Raw genomic sequence first — 18,911 nt, 5'->3', positions numbered from 1 at the left:
CACCCTTTGCTCATCAAAGGTAGTTTACAAGGCTCAGCGACTGAATCCTCGCCGTCAGCGTGTAGGATGCTTCCACCATGGCAAGCAGAGAGTTAACGCGAGTCGACGCTTCGTACGCATCTACTTCAATTTTGCTCGACAGGCTGGTTTCGATAATATCCACCTGAACCTTGAGCGAGGCATCCGCCTTCTCAATTCGGTTCTCGGAAAGACCAAGTTCAGAACGCGTCGAGTTGATGCCGGTGATGGCACGGCCCGTGTAATCGATCGCCTTATTGATGGCGACGGTCACAGCAGCGGCCGGCGCACCGATCGTCATGAGTTCCTTGGTAACGATGGCCGCGAGCGCGAAGTAGCGGAAGCCGTCTTCATTGGCCGAGGCCGATGTTTGGACGGTTTCAGACTGCGTGATGCGGCTGGTCATCGCCTGGTCGGTCGCGTTCGACCAATCAGTGTTCCAGTCGGCTCCGGTGTACATCGGCTCAAGCGTGGAGGTGATGAAATCCTCCATGCTCGGGAACCCGCCACTCGGGACGATCGTTGAGACGCTCGCCGTATCGGTCGGGGCAAAGCCGAAATAAGCCGTAAAGGCGTTGTCGAAAGCCGTCTTGGCCGGCGACGTGTCCGTGTAATCGGCGAGCGGCTTCACATCGGTGTTGATACCCGCGAACAGGAACTCACCATTGGCCGACTGGTTGGCCATGCTCGTCATTGTCGAGAGGGAGTTCGATACCGTCATCACGGTCGTGTTGATCGTATCGCTGTTCGACGAACCGGAGATGGTGATCAGCGCGTTGTTCATCTCTTCCGCGGCCGTGGCGATCTGTTTCAGCGCTTCCTGGGAAGCGGACAGACGCTGTGTCGCGATCGAATTGTTGCTGATCATCGAGTTCAGCCGCAGGCTTTCCCGGTTCAGATCAACGACCGTCGAGGTTCTGCTGCCCAGTTCGGCGCCGATGTCGGCGTAGAAGCCGGTGCTGACTTCCTGCTGCGACTTCAAGAGCTCATTTTGCGCCTGCCGAATGGTCAGTCGCATGGATGTTTGGGTGGAAAGATTGGAGACGCTAGCTGTCGACATTGGGATTACCTCACCATATCCATGACTGCCTTCAGCATCTCATCGACGGTCGATACGAGCTTGGCTGCGGCCTTGTAGGACTGTTCGACATCGAGAAGCATTGAGAGTTCTTCGTCGAGACTGACCGCCGTCTTGGAGGAGTAAGTCTGGAAGGTACGCTCGTAGAGCGCCTGCTTGTTTTCGTTCGCCGTCGTCGCATTCGAGCGCAGTTCTTCGAGCCAGCCGATCGAGTTGCTGGCGAAGGACAGCACACTTGCACTGGTCTTCAGGTCGGCGTCGGAGGAGAAGTCGCGATTGGCGGCGAGTTCGTCGACATAGCTGTTGATCAGAGCGGTGAAACCCGAGGATCCATCAACGTTCTGCACGTAGGCAGCGCCATTGATGCCACCGTCACGTATCAGCATGGGATCGCCGCCGGAATCCGAGCGGACGGCCGGATTGACTTGAATGAGGGCAGCCAGTCCAGGCTCTACCGTTCCGGTCAGGGGAACGGTGCCGGTCGGCCAAGTAAACAGGCCAGGCAGTTCGCCGCCGCCGCCGATGTCGGCTTCCTGGAAGGCTTCGATCAGGCCACGCGCGATTTCATCGAGCTGGGTCTGGAAGGTTGGCGCAATGACGTCGCGGATCTGCACGAGGGAAGCCAGCGAACCCTGACCGTCGGTATTGCCGCCGACGCCAGCACGAACTGCAGTGCCGTCGATGTAGATCGCATTGCCGGAGACTGTCGGGTCATAGGTAAAGGTGCGCGCGAAGCTGACTTCGCGCGGTTCCGTCTCGAACAGCGTCGTGCCATCGTAGGTGTAAAGAACCATGTCGCTGTTATCGCGCATGTTCACGGTGACGCCGACGATCTTCGAGATCTCCTTGAGGAGCGTGTCGCGCCGGTCGAGATAGTCGTCGGCATTGCCGCCGGTCGCCGTCTGACGCACGACCGTGTCGTTGACGATCTTGAACTCGGCGAGCAGCTTGTTCAGCGACTCGACCTGCTGAAACATCTGCGCATCGGTATCTTCACGCAGTTTCTGCGTCGTCTTCGTCGTGTTGTTCAGCGAATTGACGACGTCTATCGCATCCGTCACGACCGTAGAGGCGAGCGCGTATTCCCCTGGAGCCGCAGCGAAAGCCTGCAGGCTGCTCTGCAGGTTCGCGAGATAGTTGGAGGGTGACAACTCCTTGTCGTTGCCGCCAAGCGCGTTGGAGAGCGTGGTCAGACCGTCCAGAAGGGTCGACTGCGCACTCTGCTGCGCTGTCGATGAAGACATCTGGCGCAGCAGAGCCATCTGCTGCGACCGCTCGTTCTGCACCGTCGAGAAACCGTAAACGGTCTGTGTGACCACCGCGTCACGGCGAACGTAGTTTTCGTTGCCGGTGTTGGCGATGTTCGTCGAGATTACGGACGTCTGCTGGGACGTATTCCGGAAAATCGAATTGGCCGTATTCAGTGACGATGCAAGCGACATAGGACTAACCTACTCTTTCGATTATCTCTTCAGGTTGACCAGGACTTCCATCAATTCGGAGCCGGTCTGGAATACCTTGGAGTTTGCAGTGTAGTTGCGCTGGGACTCGATCATGGCCGTGAGCTCTTCAGCGACGTCCACGTTGGAGTCTTCGAGCGCACCGGAGAGGATCGTGCCAAAGCCGCTAGAGCCGGCATATCCCAGGATGACGACACCGGAATTGTTCGACTGGGTGTACATGTTGCCGGCCACCGGATTGAGATTGTCCGGGCTCTGAACACTGGCCAGAGCGACACGGAAGGTCGGCACCAGATCACCGTTGTCATAGGCAATCGAAACGATGCCCTTGTCATCGATTTCGTAACCCTTTACCTTCGAGGCAGCGTTGCCATCCACTTTGCCTAGCTGGACGGAAAAATCAGAGGCAAGCTGGGTCGTAGCACCGATGTTGATCACGATGCCGTTGGTGGCTAGGGGGTCGCCGACCTCTGCGCCTTCTACAGTGTAGGGATCAAGCTCCAATTCGGCCGGATCGGGAGATGTAAGCTTGCCGTCGGCGTCAAAAATCAATTGCACCGGAGCAAGGACCTGAGTGCCGCCATCCCTTTCAACCGCAGAGACCAGCCACTCATTGTCGGCGGTCTTTTCATAGGTAAAGTCGATCAAGCGACTTGATCCCTGACTGTCAAAGACGGTCAGAGACGTCTTCTTGATGTCAGAGGCAACTCCGATCTCGGCCGAGTTGGGCAGGTTCACGTTCAACGTGCCTGTCATTGATCTGACTGCCGAAATCCCCGAACCGGACAGGTCCACCGGCTGCAAGCCATCGAAGCCATTGACGACGATCGTCGGATCGACGTCGGAATCGTAGGGATAACCCTGCAACGTGTAGCCGGCCGTGTTCTTCAGGGTTCCGTCGTCCTGGAGAACGAAGGAGCCCGCGCGGGTCATGTAGGGGGTGCCATCGTCGCCCTTCACGATGAAGAAGCCGTCGCCATTGATGGCGAGGTCCGTCGTCGACGTGGTGTAGCTGAAGGTGCCCTGGCTCGAGATCGAGTAACGAACCTGCGTCTCGACACCACCGGAATTGTAGGCGCCATTCGTGGTCGGCAAAATCATCGACGAAAATTGCACAGAGGCCTTCTTGTAGCCGACAGTGCTGGAATTGGCGATGTTGTCAGCGACGGTGCTCAGCCGGTTCGACTGGGCATTCATGCCGGAGACACCTGTCCGCATGGTTCCGTAAAGGCTCATGTCAAAATCCTCGTTTGCTAGTCGATTTGGAGAGTATGAGGTGGGCCTTGCGTGAAGCTGTCTGGCTTGAGCGCCCAGCTATTTTTCCCTCGCGTCGAGGGAAAAAAATGCGGCCGCTCAAGGGCGGCCGCAGGTAGATCAGCTCCAGTCGATGCAGTAGCCGAGAAAGCGTTTGGAATCGACAGGATCGAAACCCAGCTTCTTGCGCAGCTTCTTGCGAAGCTTGGAGATGTGGCTTTCAACGACGTTCTCTTCGACTTCCTCGTCGAAGATCCCGTAGATCGCGTTGAAGATCTGGGTCTTCGATACGCGCCGGCCGCGATTTGCGACCAAATATTCGAGGATGCGGCGCTCGCGGCGCGGCAGGGCGAAGACGTCACCGGCGATCTCGGGATCACGGCCGTCGGAGAAGACCTTGATCGGGCCGATCTCGGTGAAATTGGTGATTGCCCGCAGACGCCTGCGGATTGCCGCAGCACGCGCCAGGATCTCACGGGGATGCACAGGCTTGCGAACGACGTCATCGACGCCGCAATCAAAAAGTGCCAGAGTTGCCTCGAGGGATGGCTGATCGCTGACCGCGATCACCGGTGCCTGGGTCCGGTCGCGAATTGCACGCGGCAATTCGAGGGTCATCTCGCCTTGGCCGAGCACGAATGCTTCAACCGCCGCGATGTCGGAATCGGCCGCCGTATTGACCCATTCCCCGAACTCGCGGGGGTCGAACCCCGTCGAGGGAATCCCCTCGCGTCCAAATAGTGATGTGTATCCGTCTTTCACGAGCTCGCGCTCATCTACCACGACGATCATTCAGCCGCCTCCGAATCAGTGTGGTGTTTCGATGCACCATGGGTACGAATCGGGGGATTCATGAACAACTAGGAGAACTTAACCATAGTTATTAACGATTGATTAACCTTTTGGTGCCGATTTGAACTAGATCTAGTAGGTTTTTAACTAAATAGGCACTATTTTCCAGTGGAAAAGTTAACGCAAGTTTCGCACAAGGTCTTGCCGGACCTCCGACTACCGCAGTGTCGCCACAATTGGCAAATCGGCACAATCGTGGCTGTCAAACAACCCAGAATTGTTATTCACCGCAAAATTGTCGCGCATTAGGCGTCCAGTTTCCGTATCCCGTTGCGACCAGATTGGAGATCACACGGCACACGTAACGCTTCTGGGCGGGATCATTGTTGGGGCCCGCGTGATAGCGGGCGACCGCCATAGTCCAGGTTTCGTGACGATTGTGCAGGTTGCTCAGGAAGCGTGCGGCATACTCCACGTTGCGCTTCGGGTCGAACATCGCCTCGACTGAGGTAAAGTGCTCTCCGTGGAAGTGCTGATTGATCTGCATGCATCCGACGTCGATCAGCTTCGCACCACCCATTCTTGCCCGCTCGAAAGCATCGAGAGCCGCATCCAGATCGTCGAAATAATAGGCTTTGCCCTCGACGTTCATGGCATAGGGCGCAAGGCTCCCTTTGCGGCCAGTCTCTGTCAGGCCGACCGAATAGAGGATGCCTTCGGGAACGCCGTATTTGGCTGCGGCCGCGCCGATGGCGCCCTCACAGGCGCCGCGACTTGCCTCTGCCTCAGACGTAAAGCTGATCAGGGCGAGCGCCGCGATTGCCGGAAGCGGGAACATCCGTCGTATCAGCCACACGCTCATCCGCCATCCTCACGGTATTTCCTGGCGCGTCACCGCGCTGCTGTCGTTCACCACCCTGATTTCCGGGCTGGAAGGTCTGTTGACCGGTCTGCTGGTTCTGGGAACCATTCTGTCCGGCGTCCGCGCTCCGATCGGCCGATGAGGTCTGCATGGTCACCTGGACCTGGTCGACGACGAGACCCTGCGCCCGGAGTGCCTTCAAGATGTCGCTCTGATCGTTGGAGAGCTGACGGAAGGCCGCCGCGTTGTCCACGGTCAACTGTACGCTCAGTTCTTCACCGGACAGGCGCAGAGTTGCGGTGACGCTGCCGAGGTCAATCGGCGTCATCTGAAGCTTCAACGTATGCACGACCTTGCCCTGGCTGGACTGGGCGGCGGCATTGGCGAGCTCGGAGCCGGGCGCCATGGCGCCGAGCCAGTCATTGTCACCCAGCATCGCTGCGGTGATGGACGCAGCGTTGGACGTCGAGACTGGAGCGATGTAGCGGCGGCTGTCGACCACCGTGACCGTTTCAACGGCCTTCTGTTCGGCCTGCTCAGGAGAAGACGCAGCCTCCCCGCGCAGAACAAGTGGCTGGCCCTTGCCGTCTGCCCGGACGAAGCGGAAATCGCGATCGCCGTCAGATCTGTCGTCATCCGAAGCCGTGCTATCAGCCGCATCACGAGCCTTGGCATCGACGAGGTTGCCGGGGAGAACCTTCTGCTCGTCCTTGGCCGCCTTGTCGCCCTTGGTGGGCTCCTGGCCTTTGTCCGTCGGATCGATCTTGCCGCCAGCAAGAAGCTGGAGCACATCGGCGAGATCCGCCACGGGAGTTTCCGGCGCAGTCGCCTCGCCTGCAGCCTGTTCGGCCGCGGCCGGTTCGCCTTCTCCGGTTTCCTTGCGATCCCGGACGGCCGCCATCGCTTTTGCCAATTGCGCCTTCAGTTGCGGATCGAGGCCTTCGATCTCGACCTGAGGCTCCTTGTCACCTTGAGAATTTCCATTGCCCTTGCCCTGCGCCTTGGCGAGAGCCCGGATCAGATCACCCGTGGAGATGTCATCCGGCAGCGCATCGAGTTGCGCCAGCAAAGCTTCGTCGATGGCCGGGAAGGATCGCTCCCCTGCCCGTGTCCCCGTCTTTGCTATTGGCTGATCGACGTCTGCATCAGAAGCATCCGTCTCGTCGCGCGTACGATCCTGCCTCGACGCGCCGGCCTCCTGCTCGCCGGATTTGGAGAGCACCTTGGAGAAGCTGCTGTCGTCCGCTGCCTTGTCTGCGCGGCCCGAACCGGCCGGAGCCGCCGAGGCATCCGTTGCGGGCATTCTGGGGGCTGAGATTGCGTCCATCATGTTACGGGCCTTCTTTCTGGAGAAGATCGTCAATTGCGTCGAGCTTCGAGCGCCCGGAATCGACGAAGCTACGCAATTCCGGGTCAATTTCCGTCTGCTCGGCAGGAAGTGTCGCTACGGCGCTGGCAGCCGGCTGCGCCAGTTCAGTCTGAGCAACCGGCGTCGGCACGGGCTGGGCAAACGGGTCCTGCAGGTCGGGATCCGATACTGCGGACTGCGCCGGGTTCTCGATGCTCACGGCCTCGGCCGAAGGAGTCTGGGAACGCTGAGCCGGTTCGGGCTTACGCAGAACTTCCTTGGCTATGGTTTCAGCCGCGCGCCTCAAGGCACGATCCCGGGGCGACAACATGTCTTCCGGGACCTGCATCAGGGCCGCCATGGCGTCGTCGACATTCTCGGTGGGGACACGCACGAGGCTGCCATAGAGTTTCGCCAAAGCGTCGGCACCTTCCTCGGTGCCAGAAAGCAGCTTCGCCTGCTCGGCCGCCATGGTCGCCAGTTGCTTGCGGCCGGCAATGGCCGCCTCACGGGCAATACGGAGGTAGACCTCACGGCGCCGATCCGCATCCATGTAGCCGAGCGTGGCTTCGATGTCGGTGGGCTTCAGCGCGTCGTAATGCTCCACGACGAAGCGGACGAACAGATCGGCGAACTGGCTGGCATAGGGAGAATAGAGGAAGCGACGGGCATAGCCATTGGCGTAGAGCGAGGCCTTGTCGACGATCTTGGCATCGATCGCGACCGCAAGCGACCGTCGCAGGGCCGCTTCCTCGACGATGGTGCCGGGCGCCGTAAGACGGGCCCAGTCGTAGAACTTGAGCGCACCGGCCGGATCACGCGTCAGGGTCACATTGCCGGCGACCAGCGCTAGATAAGGGCCGATCTTGTCATTCTTGTATTCGACGGCCATGTCGCCGAGGGTCTTGCCAATGAGAGTACCCTTGCCGCTCAGATACTTGCGCAAGGCATCACTGACCCGGTTGTCGAAGTTGCCCTCGATGTCGCGGGCGACGAGGAATTCCAGGGTTGCCGGATTTCCTCCGCTCATCGCGTAAATCAGTGCCGCATCGACATTGCGAGGATCCTGGAAGATCTTCGGGTCGGCAGTGCGCAAACGCTCGTCGATCGTATTGAGCACGAACCGCTGCATGTCGGCCGCAGAATGGTCGCCGCGCACGACGGTATCCTGGACGAATTGCAGCGATCGCAGCATTCGATAGGGCTCGATCGCCTCGTCCGTCGACTGCGCATAGCCGAACGATCCGACCGAAAGAACAGTCAGACCGGACAGCAGCAGGCGGAGGGTGAGACGGCGGATGAGCATGGTCAGCCCTGCTCCGCTTCGATCAGGATCTCGATGCGGCGGTTAGCGTCCGCAAGCGGATCTTCCGGCACCTGCAGGCGCCGATCGGCAAAGCCGGAAACCTGTTCGACACGATCCTCGTCAAGACCGCCGCGGACCAGCATGAAATAGGCGCTGTGGGCGCGGGCCATGGAAAGCCGCCAGTTGTCATTTTCCGTGCCGCGGAACGGGCGGGCGTCCGTATGGCCACGGATCACGATGCGGCCAGGCTTTTCCTGCAGGATCTGACCGAGTTTCTCCATGGCGACCACCAGTTCGCGGCGCGGCACGGCCGAGCCGAGATTGAACATGGCGGCATCACTCTGATCGCTGATCGTGACCAGCAAGCCACCTTCCGTCGGCGTGACGATCAGCCCCTCGGCCAGCTTGCCGGCTGCACCGCCAATGGCATTTGCGATTTCCGCCTTGAGAGTGTCCGCCGCAGCAAGCTGAGCCTCGAGCACAGCCTCGGCGGTTTCCGGCTTCTCAGCAACTCCCTTGAGCGGCTGTTCGGTCTGGCCGATCTCCGACGCTTCAGCATCGGCAGGCTTGTCCGCGGCCATCGCGTCTGATGGCGTGGCTGCCGGATCCGGCTTCTGACCAGGCACCACAAGGGCGATCTGCTGTTCGGGCTCGGTCGAAGGTTCAGACGTGTCCGTGTCGGATGGCGGGGCGGTCTGTGCCTGCTCGGCCGGTGTCTGCGCGTCGGTCGGCTCGCCCGGGGGACCGTTGGCTGTCTGAACCTGCTGCGTCCAGAAATCCGGATCGAAGGGATCGCGATAAGCCTCACCGCCCTGAGCGCCGGTGGACGGGCCTGACTCGGCTGCGCCGCCTTCGCCCTTGGCGCTGACATTGGCCTGCTGCCCTACTTCCTGGGCAATTTCAGCCAGAACCGAGTAGGGGTTTTCGAAGAAGTCGGCCTCCGAATAATTGGCTTCGTCGCCCGAGGAGGCCGTCTGGTCATCGCCGGTTGCGGCGGCGGAACCTACCTTGTCCTGGTCTTCATCGACCTGGGAGCGTTCCTTCTTCTCCTGGCCCTCGCTGGTTTCGACTGGCTTTTCCAAGCCCTTTTCGGTCGGCTTCTCGTCGGAGAGCTTGATCGGGTTGAAATAGCTGGCCACCGTGGCCTTGGTCTCTTCATTGGCAGCATTGACCAGCCACATGACGAGGAAGAAGGCCATCATTGCCGTCATGAAGTCGGCAAAGGCAATCTTCCACGCTCCGCCATGCGCGCCATCGTGGTCACCCTTGCGGCGCTTGACGATGATGATCTGGCTCTTGCCGTGGTGGTGGTTCTCGTCGCTCATGCCAGCACTTTCTTCAAGCTCGCCGTAAAGGCCGAGATGCGGGTGACAAGCGCGGCATCGCCGAATTCAGCCGAGAGATCGAGGTCCGGATCCTCGACATGGCGTAGGAAACTTGTCTGCTCCGGCATTTCCGATTGCAGCTTTTCAAACAGGTGACGAGGCCCCTTGACCTCGATCGTGCCGGCCTCGCCCGCAGTGATGGCTGCCTTCAAGAGATCAGCCAGGTCTTTTACGGCCGTCTCGGCAAGTGCCTCGCCGATCACCGGAGCGAGCGCAATCGCCGCCTGTTCGCTCACGGCAAGCGAGAGCCTCTCGATAACGTCCGGCAGCTTTGTCGCGAGCAGGTCTGCAAACTCGTCACGCAGTTTTTGGTCACGCTCGGCCAGCGCCTGGGCGTGGGCGATCTCCATCGCCTGCCGGTCCACCTCGAAACGTTCTGCAGCTGCCTTCTCACCGGCTTCATGGCCCTCGGCATAGGCCTCGCGTTTGATGGCCTCGACGTCGACTGCCTCTGGTTCGGGAAGAGCTGGAAAGTCCATATCGAAGGCATCCACCGACGGCATATCAAACGTCGGCGCCGGCGGCGCAGGTGGCGCCACCGTTGTCGAGAAGTCCTTGAGATAACGGGCCAAAGGCATGCTCATGGGCGATCGCCTCCATCGGCGACAGATTGGACACGGCTGACGTGCACTTGCAGGAGAAGAAGATCAAACATCAGCATATCCGTACGCGTTCTCTCATCTTCCAGGATCGATCAAAGCTCATTCGGCGCGGATTGGCTTCTGATGCCACGTGCGCTTCCTGAAGCTAGGGGTTCAAACTTGCGCGAAGATGAATGAGGTTTGCGGTCGGCCTGCTTCAAAACGGCACGGAACCGCCAGATGCCTGCGCATCTGGCGGTTCAAGGCTTATCGTTGGAAGAGCGTCAGAAGTTTTTCGGCGCTGCTGTTGGCGATCGAGAGTGCCTGGATGCCAAGCTGCTGCTGGGTCTGCAACGCCTTCAGACGCGTCGATTCTTCGTTCATGTCGGCATCAACAAGACGGCCAATGCCCTTGTCGATCACATCCATGAGGTTCGAGACGAAGTTGTCCTGCATCTCGATACGGCTGGTGATGGCGCCGAGTGTGGCGGCGGCATCGGTCAGCTGCTGGATGACGTTGTCAACGACAGCAATCATGTCGTCGAGTACATCATCGGGGGTGTCGGTCTCTATCGCGATCTCGTCGCCGCCCGTCGGCCCTCCCATGTCTAGGAGGTAGTATTCGCGCGCGCCGGTGCCGGTGTTGCGCAGGGCATCGGCATCAATCGACTTGGTGAGAAAGCCGCGAGACGCATCCTGGGTGTCGATCAGCACGGATTCAGCGGTGTCGAAATCGAGGGTCGTGACCTGAACGCTGCCGTCTGCTCCGCGGACGAAGGAGGAAACAACCTGCTTGGTGCCTAGCTCCAGCGCATTGGTGTTGTAAAGCCAGTTTTCACCCGAGAAAGATGCCGACTGGGCCGAGGAAATCAGCTGGTTTTTCAGCTGCGTCATTTCCTCGTTGATCTTGTTCTTGTCGACGCCCGGTTCGCGGGCGGCAACCAGCTTCGCCTTGATCGTGGACATCACGTCGACGACATTGTCGAGCGCCGTGTAAGCGGTATCAACGGTTGCCGCACCGAGGCCGAGTGCGTCGGAAACTGTCGAGAGCGCAGCATTGTCGGAGCGCATCGTCGTGGCAATGGACCAATAGCCGGCATTGTCGGCTGCCGTTTCGACCCGGTAACCCGACGAAACGCGCCGCTGGGTCATCTCGAGATTGTTATCGATCGAACGAAGTGTCTGCAGCGCCGCCATGGCGGCCGCATTGGTCATAATACTGGTCATGCTTGGTGCCCCTAAGCGTGTCGGACTGCGCATCCGGCGACTTGCCGGCACGACGGGAGGGCATCATGCAAAACGCGCGAACGCGCGGTCCCCGTCACTGTTAACAAATCGTTAACAGCGGCAGTTAACAAACAGACCAATGACATGGCAAGGCACAGGCTTGTCTTTTGTAGTCCAAACGAAATTGCCAAAAGTTTCGCGCAAGGCTCAAACGAAAATCCGCGCCTCTTGCGAGGCGCGGATTCACACCGATAACATCCGACACTGTCAGGGCGGGACGAAGTCGCCCCTAGCCAGAGCGCCGCTTACTGACGGAAGAGTGTCAGGATGCTTTCGGAAGAGGTGTTGGCGATCGAGAGCGACTGGATGGCCAGCTGCTGCTGGGTCTGCAGCGCCTTGAGGCGGGTCGACTCTTCGTTCATGTCGGCATCAACGAGACGGCCAATACCGCTGTCGATCGAGTCGGTCAGAGCCGCGACGAAGTCTTCCTGCATGCCGATGCGCATGGAGATGGAACCGAGGGCAGCCGCCGCGCTGGTCATCGCCTGGAGTGCATCTTCAACAAGTACCAGTGCTTCCTGCATGTTGGTTTGGACATCAGGATCCGCATACTGGGTTATGTCGAGCGTATCGACCGACTGGGCCGCTACGGCGGTAAATGTGCCCGTGGTCCCGAGGATGCCGGACGCATAATCAATCGCCCCGGCATTGTCACCACCGAAGAGCACCGTCATCTCGCCGACAGTAGCGCCATCCAGACTGTAAGGCGTAGTCGAGACAGAGACTTGTCCGTTGGAGTTTCGAATGAAGCCGGATACTACGGTGACTTCCACGGCTCCGGCATTGCTGTCCGTGCCACCTGCGACCCAGTTCTGACCACTGAAGCTGGCGGATTCGGCGATTGACCGAAGCTGCTCTTTCAATTGATCGATTTCTTCCTGAATCTTGTTCTTGTCGACGCCTTCTTCGGTGGCGGCAACAACCTTAGCCTTGATTTCCTTCACCACCTCAACAGCACTTTCCATTGCTGCGTAGGCGGTATCGATCTTGGCGGCGCCGAGGCCGAGTGCGTCCTGGACCGCTGAGAGGGCCATGTTGTCGGAGCGCATCGTGGTTGCGATCGACCAGTAGGCGGCGTTATCTGCTGCTCCGCCGACGCGCAGGCCGGAAGATACGCGTGCCTGGGTGTCCTGCATGCTGGAATCGAGCGCGCGGAGTGTCTGAAGTGCAGCCATCGCTGCGTTGTTCGTCAAAATGCTGGTCACGGTCGTGTCCCTTAAATGGCTAGATTTGGGGACATCCCGGTCTTGTCCGGGAACGATGAAGCGGCCTAATGCCCTTAACCAGTTCTTCGTCTTGGTTAACTCATCGTTACATGACCCCATGTAACGGGCTTATGGTTAACGCATGGTTAAAGAGATCTGATAAAATCGTTAAAACGCAAAAAGCCGCCCCGGAGGGCGGCTTCGATGCTGGATCTCTTCAGTCTTAGCGGAAGAGCGACAGGATGACTTCCGAAGAAGAATTGGCGATCGAGAGCGACTGGACTGCCAGCTGCTGCTGGGTCTGCAGTGCCTTGAGGCGGGTCGATTCTTCGTTCATGTCGGCGTCGACGAGGCGGCCGATACCGGAGTCGAGCGAGTCAGACAGCTTGTTGGCGAAATCTTCCTGCAATTCGATGCGCATGGAAATCGAACCGAGTTCAGCGCCAGCGCTGGTCATTGCGGCCAGGGCTTCATCAACCAGCGTCAGGGCTTCTGCCATCTCGGTGCCGTCAAAGGTGGAGATGTCCAGTTCGTAGACGGAGACGCCGATGGTCGCACCGCCAGCGGTTCCCAGGATGCCCGTCGCGTCATTGATGCCGCCGGAACCGTCGCCGCCGAACAGCAGCGTGCCGTCAGCAGCGTCCGTCAGCGAGTAAGTCGTCGTCTTAACCGAAACGGCATTGTTGGCGTCGCGCACAAAGCCCGATACGACGGTCACGTCTGCGGCGTCACCAGCGATCCAGTTTTCGCCCGAGAAGGACGCGGATTCGGCGATCGACATCAGCTGCGCCTGCAGCTGGGTGATCTCTTCCTGAACCTTTTCCTTGTCAACGCCTTCTTCGGTCGCGGTGACCAGCTTTGCCTTGATTTCCTTCACGACTTCGATGGCAGATTCCATACCGGCATAGGCGGTATCGACCTTCGAAGCGCCCAGGCCCAGAGCGTCAGAGACGGCAGAGAGGGCCATGTTGTCGGAGCGCATGGTGGTGGCGATCGACCAATAAGCAGCGTTGTCGGAAGCTTCGCCGACGCGCAGGCCGGAGGAAACGCGGCCCTGGGTGTCTTCCATGCTGCTGCCGATCGTGCGCAGCGTCTGGAGTGCCGACATTGCGGCGATATTGGTAAGAATGCTCGTCATGGTAGTGTTGCCCCTTGAATGGCTGACTAAGAAGGGACATTCCGGTCTCACCGGTAACGGCGCACAGCATCATGCCTGCTAACTGGCTGAAATGTATAAGTTAGCTCGCCGCTTCGATAGGCTTAGATAAAACCATCAAGGTTAATGAAGGCCTAAACGAACGGACACATTGGCGGATTTTCGATTTTTTTTGCAACCTTCGCGCGTACGCGCGCGTAGCAAATCATGATTAATAAAACGCAAAGGCCGCGCTCGTTTCCGAACGCGGCCCTCGTGTTGCTTCCGATCCGGTTCAGCCTCCGGATGGTTAAGCCTTCCCTTCGCGCGCCTCTGGTCAGCCACCAAGGCATAATGGCGTCAGGACAGTCTAGCCGGCCCTCACGGGCCGACTTGATGTTGCGATTAACGGAAGAGCGACAGGATGTTCTGCGAGTCGCTGTTGGCGATCGAGAGCGCCTGGATCGCCAGCTGCTGCTGGGTCTGCAGAGCCTTGAGGCGGGTCGACTCTTCGTTCATGTCAGCGTCGACGAGGCGACCAACGCCCTTTTCGATGGCGTCAGACAGCTTATCGGAGAAGGCGGTCTGCAGTTCGATACGCGAAGAGATCGAGCCGAGCTTTGCCGCAGCGCTGGTCATCGACGTGAGAGCCGTTTCAACGTCAGTCAGCAGGTTGCCAAGTGCAGTCGCATCAGTGTCGTTGTCGATCGTGAAACCATAGATGCTCTGCGTGCTTGCAGCGCCGTTAGCGCCCAGGATCCCGGTGGTGGTGGTGATGGCACCAGTCGTGGCGTCCGCCTGGAACAGCATGTTCGTGTCGTCAAGCGTTACAGTGGTGGACTTGACCGAGACAGTGTTGTCAGAGGCGCGCACGAAGCCAGTGATGACGCTCACAGAGGCGCCGTCTTCGTTCGCAAGCCAGTTCTGGCCGTTGAACGATGCCGATTCAGCGATCGACTTCAACTGCTCCTGCAGCTGAGTGATTTCTTCCTGAATCTTTTCCTTGTCGACACCCTGTTCCTGTGCGGCGACGAGCTTGACCTTGATTTCCTTGACGACGTCAATAGCCGATTCCATACCGGCATAGGCGGTATCGACCTTCGCTGCGCCAACGCCCAGAGCGTCGGTCACGGCCGATAGGGCCATGTTGTCAGACTTCATGGTCGTCGAGATCGACCAGTAAGCAGCGTTGTCCGACGCCTTGGAGACCTTCATGCCGGTCGAGATGGAGTTCTGCGTCGATTCCATGCTGGAAGCGATCGAGCGCAGGGTAGAAAGCGCGGACATCGCGCTGGAGTTGGTCAGAATGCTGGCCATAGGATTTGTCCCTTAAAAACGAGATACAAGAGGGGACATACCGGACTGAAAAGCTTACCGGTCACGGACGTTCGGCATCATGCCTTTTGGTATTTTTCGTTGCTACCAGACCCGTCGTGCGAGGTCCAAACTCGCAGCCAATCCTTGCCAACTTCTTTACATTTGAAGGTAGCTCAAGGGGCGCTGATGACGTGGTAAATCGCCCGTAAGGGAGCGTGGTGAATCAACCGTAAGCGGGGATGGTTAACTTAGGCAAACGATCTGACGAGACTGCCGACGAGCAGGTTCCAGCCGTCGATCAAGACGAAGAACAGGATCTTGAACGGCAGGGAGATCGAGGTGGGCGGCAACATCATCATACCCATGGCCATGGTAATGGTGGCGACCACCATGTCGATGACGAGAAAGGGCAGGATGATCAGGAAGCCGATTTCAAAGCCACGTCGGATTTCCGAAAGCATGAAAGCGGGGATGAGGACACGGTAGTCGACCTGGCCGTCGACGATGGTCGCCTGGCCGCGCTCATTCGCAATATCGACGAAAAGGGCCAGATCCCGGTCACGCGTGTTCGCGGTCATGAAGGCGCGAAACGGCTCCGCGATGAGGGCGACCGCTTCGGCCTCGGTGATCTGGTTGTTGATGAGCGGCTGAACGCCTTCGCGCCAAGAGCGGTCCATGGTCGGCGCCATGACATAGAAGGTCATGAACAGCGCCATGCTGGTCAGGATCATGTTCGATGGCGTGGTGGCAAGCCCCATGCCGGAGCGCAGAATGGAGAAGGCGATCAAGAAACGGGGAAAGCTCGTGACCATGATCAGAATGCCGGGTGCGATCGACAGCACCGTCAGCAGCCCGAAGGTACGAATGATCCACGCCGCCACCGATCCATCGATCGGGGTGTTGAAGATATCCGTCGGCAACTGCTGGGCCACAGCCAGTTGCGGCGCCATCATCATGACAGCGACGAGGAGTAGAAACCGAATCATTCGATCACGAGCGTTCTGAACATCACCTTGGATACGCGGCCTTCCGAGCGCAGGTCAACTCGCTCCTGAAGGTCATCCTTGAGATATTGAAAGCCGCGCGGACCTTCGACCTGTTGCAGTGACACAGTGCGCAGATACGCCATGATGTCCTGATGCACTGCCTCGGCGATCTGAACGTCCGGCGGACCGTTGAACATCAGGGCCACTTCGAGACGGATCCAGTTTTCCGAGGGGTATGCGAGGTTTGTGGTGATCGGCGCGAGTGCGACCACGCCGTTCGCCTCCGTGGAGATGGGGGGAATTCCCTCTTCGTCCTTCTTGGCATCACCGCCATGTCCACCGGATGCCGCTTCCGCCGCCTTGGCAGCGTCTTCGGCCTGCTTGACCTGAGGTGCGAGCATATTGCCGATCACCCACCCGCCACCGCCACCGACAGCGGTCAGGACCACCAGCGGGATGACGAGCGCCATGAGCCCCGACTTCTTCTTGCCTTCGCCTTCCTGACCTTCTTCCATGTGCCTTGCCTCCCCCGCGTCAGAACGGCGAGTAGATGTCGACGACCTGCTGGCCGATCGGCGGCTGCTGGACCTCGGTCAGACGGCCACGGCCACCATAGGAGATGCGGGCTTCGGCGATTCGGTCATAGGAGATCTGGTTGTCTGCATTGACATCCTGGGGCCTGACGATACCGGCGACGTTCAAGATGCGAAGCTCGTGGTTCACCCGCACTTCCTGCGAACCGCTGATCAGCAGGTTGCCGTTTTCAAGCACACCCGTGACGACGGCTGCGACCAGAAGGTTCAAGCGCTCCGAACGCTCTGTCTTGCCAGATCCCTTGGAGCTCGTGTTGGAATCGGTCGAGAGATCGCCGGACGTTCCCGTATCTGTCGAGAAGCCTAGGAAGTTGGAGACGTTCGCACCCCAGCTCAGTCCGGTCCCATTGGTGCGGCTGCGGTCTGTCTTGTTGTCGAACGAGGCCCGATCATTGATCTCGATATTGACCGTCAGGATGTCGCCGACGTTCAGGGCACGCGCATCCTTGAAGAGCGCGGACTGGCTGTCGCTCCACAGCGAATAGCCACTGGCCGTCTGGGCTTGCTGCTTGGGGTACATCGCCATCTGCGGGGTCTGGCTGTAACGCAATCCGGACCCGATCGGGCTCATCGACGGTGCGTTGCCAATCTCCTTAACCGTCTGGCTCTGGCAGCCGGCGAGGAAGAGAACGGCCAGCAATGCCGGGAAACGCTTCATCATGATGGGTCCTTCGAGGTATTGGGGTTTCCGGCGCTCGACATGATCGAAGCGACCTGGGCAGCCTTGGCCGGGCTCATCTCGGTCAGGATGAGGCTCGCCTGGCGCGGCTGGAGTTTCATGATGATGGCAGCTGCGAGCATGACGTTGGTCTCCTCCAGCTGAGGGGCTGCGGCATCCGGCGCCATCTTTCGGTAAATCTCGACGAGCTGCCCTTCGGCTTGCTTCATGAATTCGTTGCGGCGGGTCAGCCAGTCCTCGTATTCTTCGCGACGCTGCTCGAGGATTGCGATACGGCTATCCACGTCGGCCTGCAACTTGTCGAGTTCCTGCTTCTGCAGGAGGTAACGCTGGTCGCGTGCTGCATCCGCGATGCCGGTGCAGAATTGGCGGATTTCGGCTTCTGTCGCACTGCCAAGCGGCTGTTGCTGGCCGACCGCGTTCTGGGCGAAGGCGGGCAATGTGGCGATGGCCACGACCAGAGCCACCTTGCGCAGCGACTTTGCAGAGGGGCGAAGACAATCGAGATGGATCATTGCAGCACGAGCTCCGCTTGCAGCGCACCGGCGGACTTGATGCCCTGCAGGATGGCGATGACGCCGTCAGGCTTGATCCCGATGCTGTTGAGGCCGCTGACGAGGGTTCTGAGATCAGGTCCATCGACGATTGCGATCTGATCGCCTTCCTGCCGGATCGAGATATCTGTCTGCGGCTGGACAGCCGTCTCACCGCGCGAGAACGCCTCTGGCTGAATGATCTGCGGGGTTTCCTGCACCTGGACGGTCAGCGTTCCATAGCTCACGGCAACGCGCGAGACACGGACATCGGCGCCGATGACGATGGTACCGGTACGCTCGTTTATGACGACACGGGCCGGTGAATCCGTTGCAACGACCAGGTTTTCGATGTCCGCCATCAGGCGCGCGAGGTCGGCCGTGCGGGGTTTCTGGACAACCACTTCCTGGCTGTCGCGTGCCTCGGCGATCGGCGCGCCATAGTTGGCAGCCGCATAGGCGTTGATCGTGTCAGCGATGCGAAGCGACGTGGTGAAGTCGGCGTTGCGGAGCTGCAGCACGAGATTGACGCTGTCCTTGAACTTGGACGGCAGTTCGCGCTCGATGATCGCACCCGTCGGCACGCGGCCGGACGTCGTGATGCCTTGCTGCACGGCGGCAGCGTCACCCTGGGCATTGAAGCCGGAGACGACGACAGACCCCTGCGCAACGGCGTAGATCTGACCGTCGGCGCCGGTCAGCGACGTCATGACCAGGGTGCCACCGCGCAGAGACGTTGCGTCACCCAGCGAGCTCACGGTCACGTCGATGCGGCTTCCGGGGCTCGCGAAAGGCGGCAGATTGGCGGTGACCATGACGGCCGCGACGTTCTTGGCGTTCGACTGCCCGCCCTGGGTTGAAATGCCGAGGTTCTGGAGCATCGCGCGCATCGACTGGTCGGTAAACGGCGACGAGCGCAGGCTGTCGCCGGTTCCCTGCAGACCGACCACGAGGCCGTAGCCGATGAGCTGGTTGTCTCGTCCGGACTGGAGCGAGGCGATGTCCTTGATGCGCGAATTGGCGCTCATGGCCGGCTCGAGGGGAGCCATGACCAGCGCCAGCGCGCAGAGCGCGATCCGCATGGGAGCAATC

Annotated in this window: 18 protein-coding genes; all 18 read right to left on the bottom strand. The window is 59.6% G+C overall.

Annotation, left to right across the window (positions count from 1 at the left end):
• Positions 1-13 precede the first annotated feature (13 nt).
• Positions 14-1,036 carry a flagellar hook-associated family protein gene (locus D4A92_RS10345; protein WP_246754105.1) on the bottom strand — a complete coding sequence of 341 codons (1,023 nt, stop codon included), beginning with the start codon at positions 1,034-1,036 and terminating at the stop codon, positions 14-16.
• A 47-nt stretch (positions 1,037-1,083) separates the two neighbouring features.
• Positions 1,084-2,538 carry a flagellar hook-associated protein FlgK gene (gene flgK / locus D4A92_RS10340; protein ID WP_203019711.1) on the bottom strand — a complete coding sequence of 485 codons (1,455 nt, stop codon included), beginning with the start codon at positions 2,536-2,538 and terminating at the stop codon, positions 1,084-1,086.
• Between the two features lie 21 nt (positions 2,539-2,559).
• Positions 2,560-3,792 (bottom strand): flagellar hook protein FlgE, encoded by a 1,233-nt coding sequence (locus D4A92_RS10335; RefSeq protein ID WP_203019710.1) that lies wholly within the window; start codon positions 3,790-3,792, stop codon positions 2,560-2,562.
• A 138-nt stretch (positions 3,793-3,930) separates the two neighbouring features.
• On the bottom strand, positions 3,931-4,602 hold the full coding sequence (gene rem, locus D4A92_RS10330) for a transcriptional activator Rem (protein WP_203019709.1): 672 nt from the start codon (positions 4,600-4,602) through the stop codon (positions 3,931-3,933).
• Positions 4,603-4,882: 280 nt separating this feature from the next.
• Entirely contained in the window at positions 4,883-5,440 is a 558-nt protein-coding gene (locus tag D4A92_RS10325) for a transglycosylase SLT domain-containing protein (RefSeq protein ID WP_203019707.1), read from the bottom strand.
• Positions 5,388-6,794 (bottom strand): flagellar hook-length control protein FliK, encoded by a 1,407-nt coding sequence (locus D4A92_RS10320; protein WP_203019703.1) that lies wholly within the window; start codon positions 6,792-6,794, stop codon positions 5,388-5,390. The genes D4A92_RS10325 and D4A92_RS10320 overlap by 53 nt, the downstream gene beginning before the upstream one ends.
• A 1-nt stretch (position 6,795) precedes the next feature.
• On the bottom strand, positions 6,796-8,118 hold the full coding sequence (gene motC / locus D4A92_RS10315) for a chemotaxis protein MotC (protein ID WP_203019701.1): 1,323 nt from the start codon (positions 8,116-8,118) through the stop codon (positions 6,796-6,798).
• A 2-nt stretch (positions 8,119-8,120) separates the two neighbouring features.
• Complete coding sequence (locus tag D4A92_RS10310; protein ID WP_203019699.1) at positions 8,121-9,443, bottom strand: MotB family protein; 1,323 nt, start codon at positions 9,441-9,443, stop codon at positions 8,121-8,123.
• Positions 9,440-10,087 carry a GTPase gene (locus D4A92_RS10305; protein WP_203019697.1) on the bottom strand — a complete coding sequence of 216 codons (648 nt, stop codon included), beginning with the start codon at positions 10,085-10,087 and terminating at the stop codon, positions 9,440-9,442. Before D4A92_RS10305 ends, D4A92_RS10310 begins: the two co-directional genes overlap by 4 nt.
• Before the next feature lie 264 nt (positions 10,088-10,351).
• On the bottom strand, positions 10,352-11,311 hold the full coding sequence (locus tag D4A92_RS10300) for a flagellin (RefSeq protein WP_203019695.1): 960 nt from the start codon (positions 11,309-11,311) through the stop codon (positions 10,352-10,354).
• A gap of 305 nt (positions 11,312-11,616) precedes the next feature.
• Positions 11,617-12,576 carry a flagellin gene (locus tag D4A92_RS10295; RefSeq protein WP_203019694.1) on the bottom strand — a complete coding sequence of 320 codons (960 nt, stop codon included), beginning with the start codon at positions 12,574-12,576 and terminating at the stop codon, positions 11,617-11,619.
• A gap of 223 nt (positions 12,577-12,799) precedes the next feature.
• Positions 12,800-13,714, bottom strand: a complete 915-nt coding sequence (locus D4A92_RS10290) for a flagellin (protein ID WP_203019693.1) — start codon at positions 13,712-13,714, stop codon at positions 12,800-12,802.
• 402 nt (positions 13,715-14,116) lie between these two features.
• The gene (locus D4A92_RS10285) at positions 14,117-15,028 is read right to left on the bottom strand and encodes a flagellin (RefSeq protein WP_203019692.1); all 912 of its coding nucleotides are present in this window, start codon (positions 15,026-15,028) and stop codon (positions 14,117-14,119) included.
• Positions 15,029-15,276: 248 nt separating this feature from the next.
• A complete protein-coding gene (gene fliP, locus D4A92_RS10280; protein ID WP_203019690.1) occupies positions 15,277-16,014 on the bottom strand; it encodes a flagellar type III secretion system pore protein FliP in 738 nt (245 codons plus the stop codon).
• The gene (locus D4A92_RS10275; RefSeq protein WP_203019689.1) at positions 16,011-16,529 is read right to left on the bottom strand and encodes a flagellar basal body-associated FliL family protein; all 519 of its coding nucleotides are present in this window, start codon (positions 16,527-16,529) and stop codon (positions 16,011-16,013) included. The genes fliP and D4A92_RS10275 overlap by 4 nt, the downstream gene beginning before the upstream one ends.
• Before the next feature lie 19 nt (positions 16,530-16,548).
• Positions 16,549-17,268, bottom strand: a complete 720-nt coding sequence (gene flgH / locus D4A92_RS10270) for a flagellar basal body L-ring protein FlgH (RefSeq protein ID WP_203019688.1) — start codon at positions 17,266-17,268, stop codon at positions 16,549-16,551.
• Positions 17,265-17,801: a MotE family protein gene (locus tag D4A92_RS10265; RefSeq protein ID WP_203019687.1), complete on the bottom strand. Its 537-nt coding sequence runs from the start codon at positions 17,799-17,801 to the stop codon at positions 17,265-17,267. The genes flgH and D4A92_RS10265 overlap by 4 nt, the downstream gene beginning before the upstream one ends.
• Positions 17,798-18,901, bottom strand: a complete 1,104-nt coding sequence (locus D4A92_RS10260; RefSeq protein ID WP_377278629.1) for a flagellar basal body P-ring protein FlgI — start codon at positions 18,899-18,901, stop codon at positions 17,798-17,800. Before D4A92_RS10260 ends, D4A92_RS10265 begins: the two co-directional genes overlap by 4 nt.
• Positions 18,902-18,911 lie beyond the last annotated feature (10 nt).

Origin of the sequence: Rhizobium rosettiformans (assembly GCF_016806065.1) — a bacterium.
Taxonomy (GTDB): Bacteria; Pseudomonadota; Alphaproteobacteria; order Rhizobiales; family Rhizobiaceae; genus Allorhizobium.
This window is presented reverse-complemented; position numbering and strand designations above follow the sequence as displayed.